We start from the raw sequence: 19,409 nt of genomic DNA on the forward strand, positions 1-19,409 counted from the left end.
AAAGAGGAAAGAAGGTGGCGGGCCATCAGGCCTGCGCAGCCAGCACGGCCCGCCCGCGCTGCACAAAGCCCTGGTACTGCGCATCGGGCACCAGCAGGCCGCCCGTGGTCCACACCAGGTGGGTGGCCTGGTGCAACACGGCCTCAATGCCCGTGCTGCGCAGCCAGGCCTGCCCTGCCGTGGTACCCGTCAACATCGCCGGGCCGCTGAAGCCTGCGGCAGCCGAGGGCTCGATGCGCTCGCCCAAGGCGTCCAGCACCCGCACTAAGTGTGCAAACAGGGTGTCGTCGGCCACAGTGAACACGCCCGACAGCAGCGGACGCATCAGTTCGGCCGCCAACAGCGACGCGCGCGGCACCGCCAGGCCATCGGCCTCGGTGCGGTTGGTCAGGCCCCAGTCGTAGACCGAAGGGTGCTGCCCCACACCTTGCGTTGCATCGGCCATCATTTGCACCATGAAGCACGGCGACTGCACCGGCTCGGCAAAAAAGCAGTGCACATGCGGCCCCAGCACCTGCCGCAGGCCAAAGGTGATGCCTGCAGGCGCACCGCCCACACCGCAGGGCAGGTACACGATGAGCGGGTGCTCGGCATCCACCGCCACGCCCTGCTCGGCCAGTTGCTTTTGCAGGTGCAGCGCCGCTGCGCTGTAGCCCAGCAGCAGCGAGAACGATTGCTCGTCGTCTACAAAGTGGCACTGCGGGTTGCTGGCCGCCTCGGCACGGCCTGCGGCCACGGCGCGTTCGTAGTCGCCCGCGTGTTCCACCACCTGCACGCCACGCTGGCGCAGGCGGTCTTTCTTCCATTCCTTGGCATCGGCCGACATGTGCACCGTGGCCTGAAAACCCAGGGCAGACGCCACCACACCAATGCTCATGCCCAGGTTGCCGGTAGAACCCACCGCCACTTGGTAACGACCCAGCAGCTCGCGCGCCTGCGGCGTCGCCAGCGCTCGGTAGTCGCCCCCGGGCTCTACCAAACCATGCTGCAGCGCCAGCCCCTCGGCAAACTCCAGCACCTCGTGCATGCCGCCGCGCGCCTTGATGGAGCCCGCCACGGGCAGGCTGTGGTCGGCCTTGATGAACAGGCGGCCTTGCGCGTCGGCCATGCCCAGTGCGGGCGCCAGCGCCGCAGCAGGCAGCAGGGGCGACTCCACGACGCCCCCGTTGGCGGCGAGCTCGGGGAACACCTGCGCCAGCAGCCCAGCAAAACGTGCCAGGCGGGCAGCCGCTGCGTGCGTATCATCCAGACTAATGGTCCTGCCCAGTGCATGCAGCGCGGCGGCGGGCTGTGCCTGCCGCGCCGGGTTGGTCCACAGGGCGGGCTCGGCGTTGCGCAGGCGAGTGGCCAGCAAGGCATCGATGGCAGGTTGGGGTTCGGCAATCGTCATGGCGCGTTCATCTCGAAAAGTCTTGCCCCCATTTTTCGCCGGTCACGCCTCCGTCACAAACCATTTATATTGAGCGCATCATTAGTATTAATAATGGATATTCGCCTCTCCCCCTCCCTGCTCGCCTGGCTGCGCAGTTTTGATGCAGCCGCCCGCCACGGCAGCTTTACCAAGGCGGCGGCCGAGCTGTGCATCACCCAGGGCGCCGTGAGCCAGCAGGTCAAGCAGCTCGAAGACTGGCTGCGCCGCCCGCTGTTCCTGCGCACGCCGCGCGCCTTGGTGCCCACACCCGAGGGCAAATGGCTGGCCGTGGTGCTGCGCGAGAGCTTTGACGCCATCGAAAGCACCCTGGCCCAGATGCGCCAGCCCGCAGAGGCCGCCACCGCCACGCTGAGCTGCTCGCCCTCGTTTGCCATGAGCTGGCTCACCCCCCGGCTGGGCGACTTCTTTCGCCAGCACCCCCACACCGGGCTGCGCGTGTTTGGCGAGTTCCACACGCTGGACCGCACCCGCATGGTGCGCGACGGCGTGGAAGCCGCCGTGCGCTTTGACCTGGGCGGCTACCGCGACCTGAACGCCACCGTGTTCCTCGACGAATGGCTCATCCCCGTGGCCAGCCCCGAGTTCCTGGCCCGCCACCCGCCCATCACCCAGCCGCAAGACCTGCACGGCGACTGGCTGCTGCACGACAGCAGCGCCTGGGACGGCGCAGACACTTACGAGGAGTGGCAGCACTGGTTTGCGCAGAGGGGCGCCACGCCACCGCCCTGGGCGGGCGGCCAGCAGTTCAACCTGTCGCAACTGGCCCTCGGCGCAGCGCTGGCCGGCCAGGGCATTGCCATGGGCCGCGCCGCGCTGGTGCTGCAGGATGTGAAGGCCGGGCGCCTTGTGCCGCTGCTGGGGCGCAGCGTGACATCGCGCGCGGCCTATTCGTTTGTGACCACCACACACCCTAGCCCGGCAATGGAGCTGGTGAAAGAGTGGCTGCTGGAGGAGGCGCAGCGGTTTTGCACAGAGCGCAGCGAGGTATTGCCTCCGTTGGCTTCGCTTTAAACCGAGCATGGCGGCGACATTTTGTATATTTATATACTCTTTACCCAAAAAAAAGAGTATAAATATCATCATGCCAAACGATCTCATCCCCACCCTCGCCGCCGCCCGCAAAGCCCACCAGATGACCCAGGCCCAGTTGGCCGAAAGTGCGGGTCTCTCCCGCATGACGGTGCAGCGCACCGAAGGCGGCGACCTGGACCCCCGCTATTCCACCCTGGCCGAAATGGCTCGGGTGCTGGGCATGGACATCATTGCCGTACCCAGCAGCCTGCGGCCCAGCCTGGAGGCATTCATTCAGGCCGGTGGCAAGTTTCTGGGCCAGCCCGAGGGGGTGGATGCGCCGCCCTCGGTGGTGGAGAGCCTGCGCCGCTGACCCTGACGACGCACCACCCTACCGCACTGCCCGGCCCAAGCCCCATGAGCACCTCCATCCGTTACCTGCGCCTGTACCTGCACCGCCCCCCGCAGGCGGATGGCAGCGCGGGCGAGCCAGGTACGACAGCAAGTCGTCGTGAGGCCATCGGCTACCTCTCGCAATACGGCGACATCCTGCGTGTGTCGTTTGACGAGAGCTACATCCGCAACCCGCAGCGCCCCACCCTGTCGCTCAGCTACCAGGGCGCGGACGAGGCCGCCACGCAGCAGATCCTGGCATCAGCACGCGATGCGCGGCTGGTGCGCACCGATGGACGCTGGCCCGTGTACTTCCAGAACCTGCTGCCCGAAGGCCACAACCGCGAGCGGCTGGCGCGCGAGCGCGGCTGCAGCCCCGACGACGAGTTCGAGCTGCTGGCCGCTGCAGGCCATGACCTGATGGGCGCGCTGGAGGTGGAGCCCGTGCCCGCGCAAGACGGCATCCCGGACGTGGTGCGCTACTGGCACACCACACAGGGGCTCGATGTGCTGGAGCCGGGGTTTGTGGAGTTCCCGGTGGAAGACGCAGCCTCGCTGCCCGGCGTGGTGACCAAGTTCAGCGCGGTGCAGGACGGCCGACGCTACACCGTGCACCGCCAGGGCGCGGCGGGCAGCGTGATTTTGAAGCTGCCCACCACCGCGCACCCGGACCTGGTGGCCAACGAGTACACCGGCTACCAGCTGTGCAAGGCGCTGGGCCTGCATTGCGCCGATGTGCAAGTCATCACCCGCGCCGAGGCCGACCTGCCCGACACCGTTCCCTTCAACGACATCCTGGCCGTGCAGCGCTTTGACCACCTGCCCGGCGGCGCCCGTGTGCACATGGAGGAGTTCAACCAGGTGCTGGGCTACACGCCCCGCCAAAAATACGGCAAGTCGCACGGCAAGGGGGTATTGCACGACTGGGCCACCATGCTGCGCGTGCTCAACCGCCTGAGCCGCCAACCCGTGCAGGACACGCGCGAGTTTCTGGCGCGCATGGTGGCCTTCATCCTGATGGGCAACACCGACGCCCACCTCAAAAACTGGGCCCTGATCTACCCCGATGGCCGCGTGCCCCAACTGGCCCCGCTGTATGACCCGGTGTGCGTGGCCGCGTTTTTTGATGGCGTGCCAGACCAGCATTACGCCGTGAACCGCGCCATCGACAAAACCCTGCGGGCGCTGACCTGGGATGACATGGAAGGCCTGATGAAATCGGCCGGGCTGCTGCGCGTGCCCCGGCACCTGGCGCTGCTGCGGGATGTGGTGAAACAGGCGCAGGCCGACTGGCCCACATTGCTGCGTGATGCACCACCGGCCGTGCAGGCCACCGTGCAGCAACGGCTGACGGGGGCGACGGTGCTGGGGCAGATCGCCAGCCGCAGCGCCATGAATTGACGTCAAAATGCTCTGCTTTTAATAGCATTTAGCGCATATTTCACTAGCACGACAGGCCGTTCAGATTCAAATTTTCGTCTCCAGCACCTCATAGGATGCACGCTCAGCCCGTGGTTTGGCGGGCGCGCTGGCAGTCTTCACACTGGCGCCCCAAACCACGCCCCCACCCCCGCCGTGATGGCCATGGCCAGGGCCCCCCAGAAGGTCACGCGCCAGGCCCCCACGGCCATGCTTGCGCCACCTGTGCGCGCTGCCACAGCCCCCAGCAGGGCCAAAAAGACCAGCGCCGAGCCCGCCACCGCATACAGCAGGCTGCTGGCGGGCGCCACTACGGCAACAGCCAGCGGCAGGGCTGCCCCTATCGCAAAGCTGGCGGCTGATGTAAGGGCCGCTTGCACCGGACGGGCGGCCAGCGCCGGGGACACATTCAACTCGTCCCGCGCGTGTGCGCCCAGCGCGTCGTGCGCCATCAGCTGCGCCGACACCTGCTGGGCCAGCTCGGGGGTCAGGCCCCGGCCGACGTAGATGGCGGTCAGTTCGCGCGCCTCGGCCGCGGGGTCTGTGGCCAGCTCCGCGCGCTCGCGGTCAAGGTCTGCCTTTTCGGTGTCGGCCTGCGAATGCACCGACACATATTCGCCCGCCGCCATCGACATGGCGCCCGCCACCAGCCCAGCGACCGCCGTCACCACGATGGTGGACTGGCTCGATTGCGCTGCCGCCACGCCCACCACCAGGCTGGCGGTGGAGACGATGCCGTCATTGGCTCCCAACACAGCGGCGCGTAGCCAGCCAATGCGGTCAGAGCGGTGGCCCTCGGTATGAGCACGGCGCGCGGTATGGGGCATGGGGGCTTCCAAAGTCAAAGGTACAAGCCAGCACCATACATGCACACTCCCGACAAGCCAAACCAACAGGTGGCCGCAGCGGGCTCTTACATCCTCTTGCACCGCCGCCAACACGATGCCAGCGGTTTTGGATTATCTTGGTGGGCCGCGCTGCCGCCCACCTCTCGGCTGAAACCTGCAAAGGGCTGCCGTTTGCAGGCTCCCAGCGCTAGCAGACCAACAACCCGAAGGACGCCTGTGGCCAAAATTCTGGAAGTGAAATACGAGAACCAGGCCGATGCACGCGTGTGCGAAGTGGCCTACGAGAGCCAGGCCGACCTGTGCTGGCACGAGGTCGCCTACGCCACACAGGCCACAGGCGATGCGTCGTGGTTCTTCGTGAACTACGAGAACCAGGCCAGCTTCAAAATTTTCAAGGTCAAGCGCGAGGGCCAGGCGGACCTCAAGGTCTTCAAGGTGGCCCATGCAGACCAAGCGGGCTGGCGCACCCAGGGGCATGCGCTCAAGGGCAAGCTGGCCTGACGAAGCCCGATGGGCCTGTCACAAAGCCCCTCGGGTGTGCGTGACCACACTACGCCCCTGCTGGTCTCAGCCTGCCTCACCCACCCACGTACTTCTGCAGCTGCTCGCCCAGCCCCGTGGCGCCCAGACGCACCACATCACCGGGCTTAAGGAACCACGGCGCGGGCTTTTGCCCCAGGCCCACGCCTGCAGGCGTGCCGGTCAGGATAAGGTCGCCCGGCTCCAGGGTCATGAACTGGCTGATGTACGACACCACGGTGGGCACGCCAAAAATGAAATTGCGAGTGCTGCCGTTTTGCACACGTTGGCCATTCACCTCCAGCCACAGGTCGATGGCGTGGGGGTCGGCCACCTCATCGGCCGTCACCAGCCAGGGGCCGATGGGCGCGAAGGTGTCGTAGCTCTTGCCCTTGTCCCACTGCCCGCCACGCTCCAACTGCCAGGCGCGCTCGGACACATCGTTGGCCAGCACATAACCGGCGACATGGGCCAGCGCGTCGGCCTCGGACACATGACGGGCGCGGGTGCCGATAACGATGCCCAGCTCCACCTCCCAGTCGGTCTTGGTGGCGCCAGGCGGTATCCGCACATCATCGTTGGGGCCGCTCAGCGCGGTCACGGCCTTCATGAACAGCACCGGCTCGGCGGGCGGCTGCATGCCTGCCTCCTTGGCGTGGTCGGCATAGTTGAGGCCCACGCACACGATCTTGCCCACACCGCCCACTGGACTGCCCAGGCGGGGCGAGCCATAGACGGCAGGCAGGCGGCGCGCGTCAATGGCTGCCAGCGCCGACAGGGCGCGCGGGCTGAGCTGCGCGGGGCCGATATCAGGCAACAGCATGGACAGGTCGCGCAGCGTGCCTTGGGCGTCCACCAGACCGGGGCGTTCTGCACCAGGCTGGCCGTATCGAATGAGTTTCATGGGGTGTCCTTGTCTCTATGGATGAATCCAGGGCCCGGGGGGCGTACCACCCGGCAGCATAGCGGCACACCGTCTTGCGCGCGTGCACCAATGGCCGCCCCGGGCTTGCCCGATGACGACGCCCCGACGCCAGCGCACCGCCTCATGCGCGCGTAACATCACGGGGGCCGCCGCATCACCGAACAGCTATCACAATGATAGCTATCAAGGCATGAATTACCGGCGCATCAGCCACTTTTCACTGAATCTTGCACCCATGGCACCCGCCACCGCCTCGCCCCCCCCCACCGAAACGCCTGCGCGCCCGCAGCCCCGCAACCCGACCGATCTGTTCTGGTCCTTCACCTGGCTGGCGCTGCAGGGTTTTGGCGGTGTTCTGGCGGTCGTGCAGCGCGAACTGGTGGAGAAAAAACGCTGGATGACGAACGAGGAGTTTGTCGAAGACTGGGCCGTGGCGCAGATCATGCCGGGCCCCAACGTGGTCAACCTCAGCATCATGATCGGGGACCGCTACTTTGGCCTGCGCGGCGCGTTTGCAGCGCTGGCGGGCATGCTGACGTTTCCGCTGATGCTGGTGCTGGCGCTGGCGGTGGTGTATGCGCAGTTCTCTGCCCAACCGGCCGTGGCAGGCGCGTTGCGTGGCATGGGGGCCGTGGCGGCAGGCCTGATTGCCGGGGTGGGTATCAAGCTGTTTGTCTCCATCCGCAACCATCCGCTCGGCCGCCCCCTGTGCCTGGCCATCACGGCGCTGACCATCGTGGCCATGGCCTGGCTGCGCTGGCCGCTGTTCTGGATCCTGCCGGTGATCGGCGGGGCCGCCTGCCTGCTGACCTGGAGAAAGCTCGCACCATGAGCAGCACCGCCCCCCTCACCGCGCCGCTGATGGCCCTGAGCATCGGCGACTGGTTCAACCTGTTCCTGTACTACCTGTCGCTGTCGCTGCTGGCGGTGGGTGGCGCCATTGCCACCGCGCCCGACATGCACCGCTTTCTGGTCGAACGCCAGGCGTGGCTGACCGACCCGCAGTTCAACGCCTCCATCGCCATCGCCCAGGCCGCACCGGGCCCCAATGTGCTGTTCATCGCCCTGCTGGGCTGGAACGTGGGCATCAACGCAGGCGGCCCCGGTGTGGCTGGCTGGCTGCTGGGCGCGCTGGGCATGGCGGTGTGCATGCTGGGCGTGATGCTGCCCAGCAGTCTGCTGACCTGGACGGCCACACGCTGGGGCCACCGCAACCGCGAGCGGCGCGGCGTGCGCGCCTTCAAGCAAGGCATGGCCCCGGTGGTGATCGGCCTGCTGGTCGCCACGTCCTGGGTACTGGCCCGCGCCCATGGCGAATGGACCACCGATTGGCCCCTGTGGCTGCTGACCGCCACAGCCACAGTGCTGGTCTGGCGCACCAAGCTGCACCTGCTGTGGATGCTGGGCGCCGGTGCACTGCTGGGTGCGCTGGGGCTGGTCTGACGGTTTGGGAGGTCGGGTTGCGCTGCGCAACCCCGGCAACTGGCACGATTTCTTTCTCTTTTTTGAAAGGCACATCCATGCAACTCCGTTTCCTCGGCCGCTCGGGCCTGCAGGTCTCGCCCTTGTGTTTTGGCGGCAATGTGTTTGGCTGGACGGCCGATGAAGCCACCTCGTTCGCACTGCTCGACGCGTGGGTGGACGCGGGCTTCAACTTCATCGACACCGCCGATGTGTACTCGCGCTGGGCACCGGGGCACACCGGGGGCGAATCCGAATCGGTGATCGGCCGCTGGCTCAAGCGCAGCGGCAAGCGCCATCGCATCGTGCTGGCAACCAAGGTGGGCAAGGACATGGGGGATGGCAAGGTGGGCCTGCGCCCCGCCTACATCCGCCAGGCGGTGGAGGCATCGCTCCAGCGCCTGCAGACCGACCACATCGACCTGTACCAGTCACACGACGACGACACCACCGTGCCGCTGGCCGACACGCTGGGCGCGTATGCCGACCTGATCCGGGCCGGCAAAGTGCGTGCCATCGGTGCCTCCAACTACAGCGCCGCGCGCTTGCAGGAGGCGCTGCAGACCAGCGAACGCCTGGGCTTGCCCCGCTACGAAAGCCTGCAGCCGCTGTTCAACCTGTACGACCGCGCCGTTTTTGAAGACGCGCTGCAGCCGCTGTGTGTGCAGCAGCAGGTCGGCGTGATCAACTTCTACGCGCTGGCCGCCGGGTTCCTCACCGGCAAATACCGCACGGCAGCCGACGCAGCCAAGAGCGCACGCGGCGCCAACACCACGGCCAAGTACCTCAACGACCGGGGGCTGCGCATTCTGGCGGCGCTGGACGCCGTCGCACAACGCTACAACGCCACGCCCGGCCAGGTGGCCGTGGCCTGGCAGATGGTGCAACCGGGCATCACCGCGCCCATTGCCAGCGCCACGTCGGTGGCCCAGCTTCATGAGCTGGTCAAGGCCACCCAGCTGCAACTGGACAGCGATGCACTGTCCCAGCTGGACGCTGCCAGCGCCCAAGGCTGAACCCAACAAAAAAGAACCCGCGCGTGCGCGGGCCCTAGGCGTATGGCTTGACGGGTTACGGGGTGAATGGAATGACGCCCCCTCAGCCCATCAGCTGATCCGGCGACCGTTCTCCGCGTAGATCGCCAGGTAGATGGCGTCCGAGCCGATGTAGGGCGCCTTGTTGCCAAAGCCCACGTTGAAGTCGCCAAACGATAGCGACCGGATGGCCATCAGCCCGGCGCGCAGGCGTTCGCGCGTGGGCTCCTTGCCTGCGTTCTTCAGGCCTTCGATCATGATCTGGGCGTTGAGCCAGCCTTCCAGCGCGCTGCCGCTGTTCAAGAACGCAGGATCACCTCCCGTGGCTTTCATGGTGCTCTGGAACTTGCGCACCACCACCGACTTTTGCGAATTGGCGTCCGGGAACACCTGCACCAGCGCCAGCCCGCGCGTGGAGGCGGCCAGCTTGGGCAGCTCCGACGAGATCACCGTGACAGACAGGCCGGCCAGGGGCACGCCCTGCGCCTTGGCACGGAAAGCCTGCACAAACGCGGTGTTGGCCGTGCCCGTGGTGGCCAGCAGCACGGCACCGGGGCGCTCAGCCGCCACCTTGTCGGCCAGCTCGGCGCCATTTTTGCCGTCCACGGCCAGCGCAAACTCGCCGCCGCGCTCGACCTTGATCTCGTCCAGCGCCGCGGACATGTCCTTGAGCACCTCTTTGCCAAACGGGTTGTCCAGGTACACCACGGCAATGCGCTTGAGGCCCATGTCCACGATCTGCTTGACCAGGCGCTGGGTTTCTTCGCGGTAGCTGGGACGCAAGAAGAACACATGCTTGTTGGCCGCCGCACGCAGCGACGTGGCACCGGTCACCGGGCCCACCGTAGGGATGCCCTTGGACTCGATCAACGGCAGGATAGACGCCGTATTGGCCGTACCCAGCGGCGAGATGAGCGCGAACACCGACTGCGCATCGACCATGTCGGTCACGTTCTTGAGCGTGCGCGCAGCCACGTAGCCGTCGTCCTTGACCTCCATGCGGATCTCGCGGCCCAACACGCCGCCAGCGGCATTCACCTCGGCAAACGCGGCCTTCATGCCCGCCACCTGCTCGATGCCTGCCTGGCCGAGCGGGCCCGTCAGGGCAATGGAACAGCCCAGGGTGATGGAGCGCGCAGTCAACGCCTCCTCGGCCGCCATCGCGGTGTGGGCCCATGCGGGCAGGCCAGTGGCGGCAACGGCCTGGGTGGCACGCAAAAGAAAGTGGCGACGGCTCATGGTGTGCAGGGCAGATAAAACAAAGGTGGAGCAGGCTACCGGCCAGAGCGCCTCCCCGCCTGTCAGCTGTGCGACAAAGGGTGGCAGGAGAACGTCAAATCAGGGTTTCTACCGGGATTCGACAGCGTGTGAGCCCCTGCAGCACCGCGCAAACCCAGGGCTGAGCGCCTGCGCCACGCTCACCCGCTCAATCGCCCAGCAACGGCGGCAGCACCGTCGCCGCCGTGCCGCGCAGCACCGCGTGCGCTACATCGTCCAACGCACTGGGCGCGGGGTTGAGCACCACCACCCTGGCACCGGCGGCCCGAGCCTGGTGGGCCAGACCCGCTGCGGGGTACACCGCACCGGCCGTGCCCACCACCAGCATCAGGTCGCACTGGTTGGCCGCCTGTTCGGCGGCCTCCAACGTCGCCAGCGGCAAAGGCTCGCCAAACCACACCACGCCCGGGCGCAGCAAGTTGCCGCAGCGGTCGCAGTACGGCGGGTGGCCGGCCACTGCGTGGTCGATGAAGCAGCAGTTGCGCGGGGTGTCGAGCCAGCGGTCCTGAAAAATGTCGCCGTGCAGGCACAGCACGCCGGTGCTGCCCGCGCGCTGGTGCAGCCCGTCCACGTTCTGGGTGATGAGGGTGATGCAGTCGGGGTGGCGGCGCTGAAAGTCGGCCAGCGCCAGATGCCCTGCGTTGGGCGACACACCGGTCAGCAGGTCGCGCCGGTACTGGTACCAGTCCCACACCCGCTGCGGGTGGGCGCGAAAGCCTGCCTCGGTCGCCATGTCTTCGGGGCGAAACTGCGCCCAGTAGCCCGTCTGCACATCGCGGAAGGTCGGCACGCCAGATTCGGCGCTGACCCCTGCGCCTGTCAGCACGGCGATGCGCTGGCTTTGCCGGACCCAGGCTTTCACGGTGTCCAGCATGGTGCCTTCCCCGGTGGAGCCAGCGGGCCGAGGATCAAGTCCTCTGGCGCAGCGCCTCGTACAGGCACACGCCGCTGGCCACGGATACGTTCAGGCTCTCGACCGCGCCCTTCATGGGGATGCTGACCAGCTCGTCGCAGGTCTTGCGCGTGAGCTGGCGCATGCCGTCGCCTTCGGCGCCCAGCACCAGGGCCACGGGGCCTTTCAGGTCCACCTGATAAATGGTCTTGGGCGCATCGTCGCTGGTGCCGATGCACCAGATGTTGCGCTCCTTGAGTTCGTTCAGGGTGCGCGAAAGGTTGGTGACCATGAAATACGGCATGGTCTCGGCCGCACCGCTGGCCACCTTGGCCACGGTGGCGTTGATGCCCACGGCGTGGTCCTTGGGGGCGATGACGGCATGGGCACCCGCGCCGTCGGCCACGCGCAGGCAGGCGCCCAGGTTGTGGGGGTCGGTCACGCCATCCAGCACCAGCAGCAGGGGCTGCTCGATGCCTGCGGCTTCCAGGTCTTCCAGCAGCTCGTCCAGCGAGGTGGCAACCTTCACGGGCTCCACCCGCGCGGCCACGCCCTGGTGGCCGTGGCTGCCTGCCAGCTTGGCGATGCGCACGCTGTCGGCTTCGATGAGGCGGGCACCGGCCTCGCGGGCACGGTCGAGAAACTGGCGCATGCGCGCATCGCGGCGCGTGGCTTCGTAGTAAATCTCGATGATGGATTGCGGCGCGGTCTTCAGACGTACGCCCACGGCGTGAAAGCCGAAGAGAACTTTGGGGCTGGACATGGGGGGATTATCCGCTGGGCGCAGCCCACTCCCTCAGACCACTATCAAATTCGTAGCTGCCTGCACATGTTTCACTAGCGCCTGCGGCCTAAAACACTCAAAAACCCCGCCCACCACTCACACCACGCGCCCTGCATCGATCGTGATGCGCCGCTCGCACTGCGCGGCGATCGCGCGGTCGTGGGTCACCAGCACCAGCGTTGTGCCCAACTCGCGGTTGAGCTCGAACATGAGCTTCATGATGGTTTCGCCGGTCGCAAAGTCCAGGCTGCCCGTGGGCTCGTCGGCCAGCAGCACGGCAGGCTGCACCACAAATGCCCGGGCCAGGGCCACGCGCTGCTGCTCGCCGCCTGACAGCACCTTGGGGTAGTGCGACAGGCGCTGCCCCAGCCCCACGCGCGCCAGCATCTCGGTGGCGGCCTTGCGTGCATCGCGGCGGTCGGCCAGCTCCAGCGGCAGCATGACGTTCTCCAGCGCTGTGAGGTTGCCCATGAGCTGGAAGCTCTGGAACACAAAACCCACCTTCTGGGCCCGCAATGCAGCCCGCGCATCTTCATCGATGGCAAACAGGTCGTGGCCGTCCAGCCGCACCGTTCCGCGCGTTGGGGTATCGAGCCCCGCGATGATGGACAGCAGCGTGCTCTTGCCCGAGCCCGAGGCGCCGACGATGGCCGCCGTTTCCCTGGCAGCCAGGCGGAAATCGATATCCCGCAGAATGTCGAGGGTTCCGGTGGAATCCGTCACCGACTTGAACACATGCTCCACGGCAATGATGGAGGTGGCGGGCGGTGTCTTGGGCAGCGGGGAAGGTTCGGACATGAAAGGCTCTTTACTTTGATTCGCAATCTGCAGCAACGGCGCCACTTTATCCTGAGCGCATCTATCGGCTTGGTGGTGGGGCTTTGTGCGCCCACGGCCTTTGCGCAGGCCGCCGCCAAGGTAGGGACTGCCGGACGCCCTTCGGTGATTCTGGTGCTGGGGGACTCGCTCAGCGCCGAATACGGCCTGGCGCGGGGCACGGGCTGGGTGGCACTGCTGGAAAAACAACTGGCGCAAGACAAGCTCGCAGCCACCGTGGTCAATGCCAGCGTGAGCGGCGAGACCACCTCGGGCGGCCGCTCGCGCCTGGCTGCACTGCTCGCGCAGCACAAGCCCAGCCATGTGGTGATTGAACTGGGGGGCAACGATGCCCTGCGCGGCCTGCCGCTCAAGAACACCGAAGAGAACCTGGCCTGGATGACCCAGGCGGCGCAAAAGGCCGGGGCCAAGGTCTTGCTGGTGGGTATGCAGGTGCCACCCAACTATGGCACCGACTACGCGAACAAGTTTGCGGGCCTGTTCACCACCGTGGCGCAGGCCCACAAGGCGGCTGTGGTGCCATTTTTCTTGAAGGGTGTGGCTGACGGACCGGACCCGACCCGCCTGTTCCAGCCCGACCGCATTCACCCTCGCGCCGAAGCGCATCCGCAAATGCTGGCCAACGTGTGGCCAGAGCTCAAAAAGCTGCTGCGTTAGGGATTCGCTGCACGCATCGAGCGATCATTGTGTGCTGCGGATCGGGAGGGGCTGCCAGGCGCAAAACGCAGCAATAGCCGCAGCTGTTGCAAGTATTTGCAACGCTGCAGACCGCCAGAGACCGCAGATGCACAGGGCGCGGCGATTGGTGCAGCGGACCCCTGTGACGCAGCCAGGTCACTCAGCCTGCAGGCTGCTCGGGATGGCCTGCAGCGCCCGCTGGCTGGTCATCAGCGGGCTGGTCATCCCCTTGCGGATCGTTCGGCCTGCGCTGTGTTTTGGCCCTCAGCTTCTCTTCCTTTTTTTGTTTTTTGGCGAGTTCGCGCTGGCGTTTTTCGTATCCGTAGTTGGGTGTTGCCAAGGTAGTTGCTTCCTGAAGTTGAGACTCACTGTAACAGGACGGGGTTTTCAGGCCCCTGCCGGGGTACGCTGCAGCGGAATGACGGCAGCTCGGTACGCATGCCAGCTGGCGAAGCCCAGCACAGGCCCCGCCAGCACCAGGCCCACCCCCCAGAACCACAGCGAGACGGCCACGATGAGGGTGATCAATGCCCCCCAAAGCAGCATCACCGCGGGGTTTTCAATCACTACACGCATGCTGGTGATGCCCGCAGTCAGCGCGTCGGTGTCGCGGTCCAGAATCATGGGGATGGACACCACGGAGGTGGAAAACACCAGCGCCGCAAACACACCGCCCACCACCGTGTACACCGCCACAAAGCTCCAGTTCTGCGGGTTGAACACCGCCTGCAGCACGCCGGTGGTCGAGGGCATGCCGGTGTTGAAGAACACGGCAAACACCACCAGCGAGGCCCTGCCCCAAAGCAGCTCCAGCACCACCAGCACCAGCACCAGCATGCCCATGCTGCCCATGTGGCTGTCCCAGCAGGTAAGGGATTCGCTCAGCTGCGGCTTCAGGCCCGCCTCGCGCCGACGGCTGGTGTCGTAAAGCCCCATGGCCAGAAAAGGCCCCACCAGCAGACAGCCACTGGCGAGCGACATGGTGTATTCAGGCCGCGTGCGGAACACCCAGCCCAGCACCCCCGCCATGACCCAGAAGCACACGCCATAGAACAAGGCAATGCCCGGCGCGGCGCGCACATCGTCCAGGCCGCGCCACAGCCACCGGAAGGGGTCAGCCACGCGCAACGGCTGCAGCTGCACGGGCTGCGCCGTCTGGGCCTTCACGCGGTCGGCAATGGCCTCAGCCTGCCGGGCCTCGGAGGTGTCTGGGGTGCCAAGGGTGTCCGGCGCAGGCTTGGAGGATGTCGCGTTCATGCCGCCACACTAAGCCCGCCCGTTCGGCTGCGCCACTGAGGAAAGCCCGTATCCCACACGAAATCCAGCGGCAGTGGGCCGCACCGGATCCTTACCGAGGCCGCTCAGCCCTGGGTGAAGGCGCGTTCCATCGCCTGTTGCAGGTCGCGCCGCAGATCCTCCACAGCCTCCAGGCCGATCGAAAACCGCACCAGCGTGCCCGGCTTCAAATGGGCGGGCGGCCGACTGCGCATGCTGGCAATGTTGTAAGGGACGACCAGGCTCATGGGGCCGCCCCAGCTGTAGCCCAGCTGGAACAAGCGCAAGTCGTCGCAGAAGGCATCCACCTGCTGTTGTGTGTACCGGGCGTCGATCATCACGCTGAACAGGCCAGCTGCCAGCCCCTGCCCGCCGTGCGCAGCACCGCACAGGCCCTTCCAGTGTGCATGGCCGGGCGCGCCTTCCAGCGCGGGGTGCAGCACTTGCGCAATGGCGGGTTGCTGCTGACACCACCGCGCCAGGTGGCGGGCAGCGTCATCGTGGGCGCGATAGCGCAGTCCGATGCTGGGCAGCGCACGCAGCACGGCCTCGGCGTCGTTGGCCCCCACGCCCAGTCCCAGCCGCATGTGCGTCAGCTTGATCTTCATGTGCAGGCCCGGGTCGCGCGTGATCACGCTGCCCATGAGCACGTCACCTCCACCGCTCGGATACTTGGTGAGCGCATGGGCCGAAATGTCCACCCCCAGGCTGCCGTCGCCGGTCAGGTCAAAGGGCGCAAACGCCAGGCCCGCGCCCCAGGTGTTGTCCAGCGCGCTTGTCACGCCCCTATCGCGGCAAATGCGCACCTGCTCGCACAGGTCCGGAAACTCCATGCTGACAGAGCCCGGCGCCTCCAGCCAGACCAGACGGGTGGCTGGCGTGATGCGGGCTGCCAGATCGGCCGGATCCAGCGGGTCGTAAAACACATGGGTGATCCCGAACCGGGCGAGTTCGCCATTGGCCAGATCCTTGCCGGGTCCGTAGGCGTTGTCGGGGATCAGCACCTCATCGCCGGGCTTGAGGAGCGCCAACCCCACGTTGGCAATGGCCGCCAAGCCACTGGGCACCAGCACACACTGCAGACCGCCCTCCAGCGCACACAGGCGCTCTTCGAGGATGAAGGTCGTGGGCGTGCCGTGCAGCCCGTAGGTGTAGCCGCTTTTGTCTTTCCACTCGCGCGAGCGCATGGCCGCAACGCTGGGAAAGATGACGGTGGAGGCCTTGAAAACCCCCGGTTGGGGAGCTACAAAACCGGCCGGAGGCTGGTAGTCGTGGTGGACGATATGGGTGGCAAGATCAATGTCGTGGTCTTTCATGCCAGCCATGGTAGCGCGCCGCCCGGAGTGACCCGGGCGGCGCTCAGATCGCTTGGCGATCACACCGCAGGGCTTGGGATGCATGCACCGCAAGCCCTGCAGGTTGGCATTAACCAGCCGTCACGACCAGCTGGTTGTTCACCGAGGTCACGCCACTCACGCCCTTGGCGATGGTCTCGGCGCGGTCACGGGCCACCGTGGAGGGTGCGGGCCCGTTCAGCGTGACCTTGCCGTTGACAGTGTCTACATTGATCTTGACGGCACTCAGGTCGGGGTCCTTGGCCAGGCCCGCGCTCACCTGGGCGGTGATGGTGGCATCGTCGATGACCCCCTTGGCGGAGTTGGCTGCCTGCTTGGCCGTGGCTTCCGCATTGGCCGCGCCCTGCTCCATCTTGGTCTCTGCGTTCTGCATCGCGCCCTCGGCCTTCACACGTGCGTCAGCTGCGGCTTGTTCGGTCTTTTCGACGGCAGAGTCCAGGCGCTGGCCCACGGTGGGCTCTTCGGTCTTGTTGCAGGCGGCCAGGCCCAAGGCCAGGGCACTCACGGCCAGAATGCTCGCAACGCGATGGGCGGGACGGTCGATCAGATTCTTGGGGTTCATGCAATGACTCCTTGCGGTTGAAACATGGCCTCACTGTAGGCAGCGGGCCGCGGCTTGCGGGTCGGACATCGCCGAAGTGCTTGTAGGACGGCAACGCCAGACGCGCATCGGCCGCACTCCCTGCTGAGCGGGTGACAATCGGGGCATGACCGTGTCTTCGCTCGCCCGTTGGCTTCCTTTTTTGAAATGGCCCCGCCCTGACCCACAACTGCTCAAAGGGGAGTTCTGGGCGGGCATGACGGTGGGGCTGATGCTGGTGCCGCAGGGTGTGGCCTATGCGGCGCTGGCGGGCATGCCGCTGGTCACGGGCATCTACGCATCGCTGATTCCGGCATTGGTCGCCGTGCTGTTCAGTTCATCCACGCGGCTGGGGGTGGGGCCCACAGCGCTCACCAGTTTGCTGATCGGCGCCTCGCTCACCGGCCTGGCCGAGCCAGGCAGTGCGCAGTGGGTGGCCCTGGCGGCATGGATGGCCCTGCTGTCGGGTCTGCTGCAGATGGTGATGGGCATGGCGCGCTTTGGCTGGTTGCTCAACCTCGTGACCTCACCCGTACTCAATGGTTTTACGCAGGCGGCGGCCCTGCTGATCCTGGGGTCTCAGTTGGGGGCACTGACCGGGTTGCGGGCTGCCGACTGGGGCGCCCTGCTGTCTACGCCATCACTGGGGCTGTTCGACCTGACTGCAGCGGGCTTCGGCCTGGGAAGCCTCGCTTCGCTGATGCTGGCGCGCCGCCTGTTGCCCCAGTTCCCGGCGGCCATCGTGGTGGTGGGTGCTGCGGGTGCTCTGAGCTGGGCCCTGGGTTATGCCGATGCAGGTGGCGCAGTGGTGGGCACCTTGCCATCCGGCTTGCCAGCGCCCTACTGGCCCGGCGCCCTGCCCTGGTCCAGCTTCAGTGCATTGGTCATGCCCGTGCTGGTGGTGACGCTGGTGAGCTTTCTGGAGACCGCATCGAGCGCCAAGGTGGAAAGCCAGCGCTCCAAGGAGCAGTGGAACGAAAACCAGGACCTGATTGGCCAGGGCCTGGCCAAGATCAGCAGTGGCCTGTGCGGCAGTTTTGCCACGAGTGCGTCATTTTCGCGCTCGGCCATCAACCTCTACGCCGGTGCCAAGACGGGCTGGGCCACACTGTTTGCGATCAGCCTGGTGCTGGTCGTGCTGCTGTGGTTGACGCCCGCGCTGTACCACGTGCCGCAGTCGGTGCTGGCGGCGGTCGTGGTCACTGCCGTCACCAGCCTCATCAAACCGGGCACCCTGATGAGGCTCTGGCGGGTGTCGCGGGTAGAGGCAGTGATCGGCGGCGTCACCTTTGCCCTGACCCTGGCCACCGCGCCGCGCATGTACTGGGGCGTGCTGGTGGGCTTGCTGATGAACCTGAGTCACTTTCTCTACCAGCGACTGCACCCGCGCATCATTGAAGTGGGCCTGCACCCTGACGGGAGCCTGCGCGACCGGCACCTGTGGCATTTGCCGCCGCTGGCACCCCGGCTGCTGGCGCTGCGCATGGACGCGGAGCTGGACTTTGCCTCTGCCAGCGCTCTGGAGCGGCGCGTGACCGAACACCTGGCCGCCCACCCCGAGGTGCTGCACCTGTGTCTGCTGGCGCAGCCCATCAACCGCATCGATGTGACCGGCGTGGAGACCTTCGCCCAGTTGCTGGCGCAAATGGAACTGCGGGGTGGGACATTGCATCTGAGCGGACTGAAGCTGCCGGCAGAGCAGGTCTTGCGGCAGGCGGGGTTGCTGAAGCTGGGCCCCGGGCTGGCCATGTACCGCACCGATGCCGAGGCGCTGGTGGCGCTGCAGCAGCTGCCCGAGTCCGTCGTGGCCCGTGCGTAGACCGGGTTTCACCTACGCCGCGCCGGCGTTGCGTTGGCCCTGTTCTTGCTGGCGCACTGGTACACTTGCCTAACTCTTTTTGTTCCAATTTGTGTCTGACTCTGCGGCCTCTCATCTGGTAGATCTGCGCGACCTTCGCCTGGATACTGCTCACGCTCTGGTGGCTCAGGCCGGCGGCAGCGAGGCAGCACTGCACCGCGAGGTGCCTTCCCTGTACCTGCAGGGTCTCATCGATGGCCTGTGCGAGCTGTCGCTCAAAGACCCGCTCACCGGCCTGGCCAACCGCAGACATTTCCGCGCGGTGCTCGAGCGCGAGATCGACCGCGTCACCCGCTCCGGCGAGGCAGCCCTGCTGCTGATGCTGGACATCGACCACTTCAAAAGGGTGAATGACACCCACGGCCATCTGGCTGGCGATGTGGTGCTCCAGTCGGTAGCTCGCACGCTCAGCGCCTGTGTGCGCCCCATGGACACCCTAGCCCGCTACGGCGGCGAAGAATTTGCAGTGGTGCTGCCCGCCTGCCAGGCCGCCTTTGGCCGGGTGGTGGCAGAACGCATCCGGCGCGCAGTGGCCAACACGCCGATCCGCATTTCCCCCACGGTGGAGCTGAACGTCACCGTGAGCATCGGCGGCGCGTTTGCCATGCAGTGGATCCGCTCCACCACCCTGCTGTGGACCGACCGGGCCGACCACCAGCTCTACCAGGCCAAGGCGTCGGGCCGCAACCGCGTCAGCATCGAGGAACAACCCGACAGCACCGTCAGTGCCGAAGAGAAAAGCCTGTTGTTTGGCCCGCTCTACACCCCTTCGGGTTGGGGCGACCTGCCTCCACTGGACCCCAACCCAACAGGCAGCGCCTACTGAAAGT

At 66.4% G+C, this 19,409-nt stretch carries 21 protein-coding genes; 10 read left to right on the forward strand and 11 right to left on the reverse strand.

All coding sequences use genetic code 11. The annotated features are described in order from the left end of the window. Window positions 1–25: 25 nt before the first annotated feature. Window positions 26–1,390, reverse strand: coding sequence for a D-serine ammonia-lyase (locus tag CLU87_RS10070; protein ID WP_099730367.1), 1,365 nt, complete (start codon window positions 1,388–1,390; stop codon window positions 26–28). Between the two features lie 93 nt (window positions 1,391–1,483). Between CLU87_RS10070 and CLU87_RS10075 the strand changes: the two genes are divergently transcribed. From CLU87_RS10075 to CLU87_RS10085, 3 genes are all read left to right on the forward strand, one after another. Beyond that, window positions 1,484–2,443, forward strand: a complete 960-nt coding sequence (locus tag CLU87_RS10075; protein WP_099730368.1) for a LysR substrate-binding domain-containing protein — start codon at window positions 1,484–1,486, stop codon at window positions 2,441–2,443. 70 nt (window positions 2,444–2,513) lie between these two features. Further along, a complete protein-coding gene (locus CLU87_RS10080) occupies window positions 2,514–2,816 on the forward strand; it encodes a helix-turn-helix transcriptional regulator (RefSeq protein ID WP_099730369.1) in 303 nt (100 codons plus the stop codon). 44 nt (window positions 2,817–2,860) lie between these two features. Then, window positions 2,861–4,237, forward strand: coding sequence for a type II toxin-antitoxin system HipA family toxin (locus CLU87_RS10085; protein ID WP_099730370.1), 1,377 nt, complete (start codon window positions 2,861–2,863; stop codon window positions 4,235–4,237). A gap of 137 nt (window positions 4,238–4,374) precedes the next feature. On the opposite strand, the gene CLU87_RS10090 is transcribed toward CLU87_RS10085, so the two are convergent. Continuing rightward, complete coding sequence (locus CLU87_RS10090) at window positions 4,375–5,082, reverse strand: VIT family protein (RefSeq protein WP_099730371.1); 708 nt, start codon at window positions 5,080–5,082, stop codon at window positions 4,375–4,377. Between the two features lie 237 nt (window positions 5,083–5,319). Between CLU87_RS10090 and CLU87_RS10095 the strand changes: the two genes are divergently transcribed. After that, a complete protein-coding gene (locus tag CLU87_RS10095) occupies window positions 5,320–5,604 on the forward strand; it encodes a DUF6150 family protein (RefSeq protein WP_099730372.1) in 285 nt (94 codons plus the stop codon). A gap of 76 nt (window positions 5,605–5,680) precedes the next feature. On the opposite strand, the gene CLU87_RS10100 is transcribed toward CLU87_RS10095, so the two are convergent. Then, complete coding sequence (locus tag CLU87_RS10100; protein WP_056744619.1) at window positions 5,681–6,526, reverse strand: fumarylacetoacetate hydrolase family protein; 846 nt, start codon at window positions 6,524–6,526, stop codon at window positions 5,681–5,683. Window positions 6,527–6,782: 256 nt separating this feature from the next. Between CLU87_RS10100 and CLU87_RS10105 the strand changes: the two genes are divergently transcribed. The 3 genes from CLU87_RS10105 to CLU87_RS10115 all read left to right on the forward strand — a co-directional run bounded on the left by CLU87_RS10105 (window position 6,783) and on the right by CLU87_RS10115 (window position 9,024). After that, the gene (locus tag CLU87_RS10105) at window positions 6,783–7,379 is read left to right on the forward strand and encodes a chromate transporter (protein ID WP_099732119.1); all 597 of its coding nucleotides are present in this window, start codon (window positions 6,783–6,785) and stop codon (window positions 7,377–7,379) included. Further along, the gene (locus CLU87_RS10110; RefSeq protein WP_199170816.1) at window positions 7,376–7,990 is read left to right on the forward strand and encodes a chromate transporter; all 615 of its coding nucleotides are present in this window, start codon (window positions 7,376–7,378) and stop codon (window positions 7,988–7,990) included. The genes CLU87_RS10105 and CLU87_RS10110 overlap by 4 nt, the downstream gene beginning before the upstream one ends. A 77-nt stretch (window positions 7,991–8,067) precedes the next feature. Beyond that, a complete protein-coding gene (locus CLU87_RS10115) occupies window positions 8,068–9,024 on the forward strand; it encodes an aldo/keto reductase (protein ID WP_099730373.1) in 957 nt (318 codons plus the stop codon). Between the two features lie 90 nt (window positions 9,025–9,114). Here CLU87_RS10115 and CLU87_RS10120 read toward each other — a convergent pair whose 3' ends face one another. From CLU87_RS10120 to CLU87_RS10135, 4 genes are all read right to left on the reverse strand, one after another. Further along, window positions 9,115–10,281, reverse strand: a complete 1,167-nt coding sequence (locus CLU87_RS10120; protein WP_056063128.1) for an ABC transporter substrate-binding protein — start codon at window positions 10,279–10,281, stop codon at window positions 9,115–9,117. 187 nt (window positions 10,282–10,468) lie between these two features. Continuing rightward, window positions 10,469–11,194: an NAD-dependent deacylase gene (locus CLU87_RS10125; protein ID WP_099730374.1), complete on the reverse strand. Its 726-nt coding sequence runs from the start codon at window positions 11,192–11,194 to the stop codon at window positions 10,469–10,471. Window positions 11,195–11,228: 34 nt separating this feature from the next. Further along, on the reverse strand, window positions 11,229–11,975 hold the full coding sequence (gene rlmB, locus CLU87_RS10130) for a 23S rRNA (guanosine(2251)-2'-O)-methyltransferase RlmB (RefSeq protein WP_094290709.1): 747 nt from the start codon (window positions 11,973–11,975) through the stop codon (window positions 11,229–11,231). A gap of 117 nt (window positions 11,976–12,092) precedes the next feature. Then, entirely contained in the window at window positions 12,093–12,794 is a 702-nt protein-coding gene (locus CLU87_RS10135) for an ABC transporter ATP-binding protein (RefSeq protein WP_099730375.1), read from the reverse strand. 15 nt (window positions 12,795–12,809) lie between these two features. Here CLU87_RS10135 and CLU87_RS10140 point away from each other — a divergent pair, with 15 nt between their 5' ends. Beyond that, window positions 12,810–13,490, forward strand: a complete 681-nt coding sequence (locus CLU87_RS10140; RefSeq protein ID WP_099730376.1) for an arylesterase — start codon at window positions 12,810–12,812, stop codon at window positions 13,488–13,490. A gap of 181 nt (window positions 13,491–13,671) precedes the next feature. Here CLU87_RS10140 and CLU87_RS10145 read toward each other — a convergent pair whose 3' ends face one another. The 4 genes from CLU87_RS10145 to CLU87_RS10160 all read right to left on the reverse strand — a co-directional run bounded on the left by CLU87_RS10145 (window position 13,672) and on the right by CLU87_RS10160 (window position 16,703). Further along, window positions 13,672–13,851 carry a hypothetical protein gene (locus CLU87_RS10145; RefSeq protein WP_082564946.1) on the reverse strand — a complete coding sequence of 60 codons (180 nt, stop codon included), beginning with the start codon at window positions 13,849–13,851 and terminating at the stop codon, window positions 13,672–13,674. Window positions 13,852–13,898: 47 nt separating this feature from the next. After that, on the reverse strand, window positions 13,899–14,768 hold the full coding sequence (locus CLU87_RS10150) for a DUF2189 domain-containing protein (protein ID WP_233193758.1): 870 nt from the start codon (window positions 14,766–14,768) through the stop codon (window positions 13,899–13,901). 104 nt (window positions 14,769–14,872) lie between these two features. Then, complete coding sequence (locus tag CLU87_RS10155; protein WP_099730377.1) at window positions 14,873–16,111, reverse strand: PLP-dependent transferase; 1,239 nt, start codon at window positions 16,109–16,111, stop codon at window positions 14,873–14,875. A 100-nt stretch (window positions 16,112–16,211) separates the two neighbouring features. Next, entirely contained in the window at window positions 16,212–16,703 is a 492-nt protein-coding gene (locus CLU87_RS10160) for a BON domain-containing protein (RefSeq protein WP_056063145.1), read from the reverse strand. A gap of 145 nt (window positions 16,704–16,848) precedes the next feature. On the opposite strand from CLU87_RS10160, the gene CLU87_RS10165 reads away from it, so the two are divergent. Continuing rightward, on the forward strand, window positions 16,849–18,540 hold the full coding sequence (locus CLU87_RS10165) for a SulP family inorganic anion transporter (RefSeq protein WP_099730378.1): 1,692 nt from the start codon (window positions 16,849–16,851) through the stop codon (window positions 18,538–18,540). A gap of 91 nt (window positions 18,541–18,631) precedes the next feature. Then, window positions 18,632–19,405, forward strand: coding sequence for a GGDEF domain-containing protein (locus CLU87_RS10170; protein ID WP_043566426.1), 774 nt, complete (start codon window positions 18,632–18,634; stop codon window positions 19,403–19,405). Window positions 19,406–19,409: the final 4 nt, after the last annotated feature.

The organism is Acidovorax sp. 59, assembly GCF_002754175.1.
GTDB lineage: Bacteria > Pseudomonadota > Gammaproteobacteria > Burkholderiales > Burkholderiaceae_C > Acidovorax > Acidovorax delafieldii.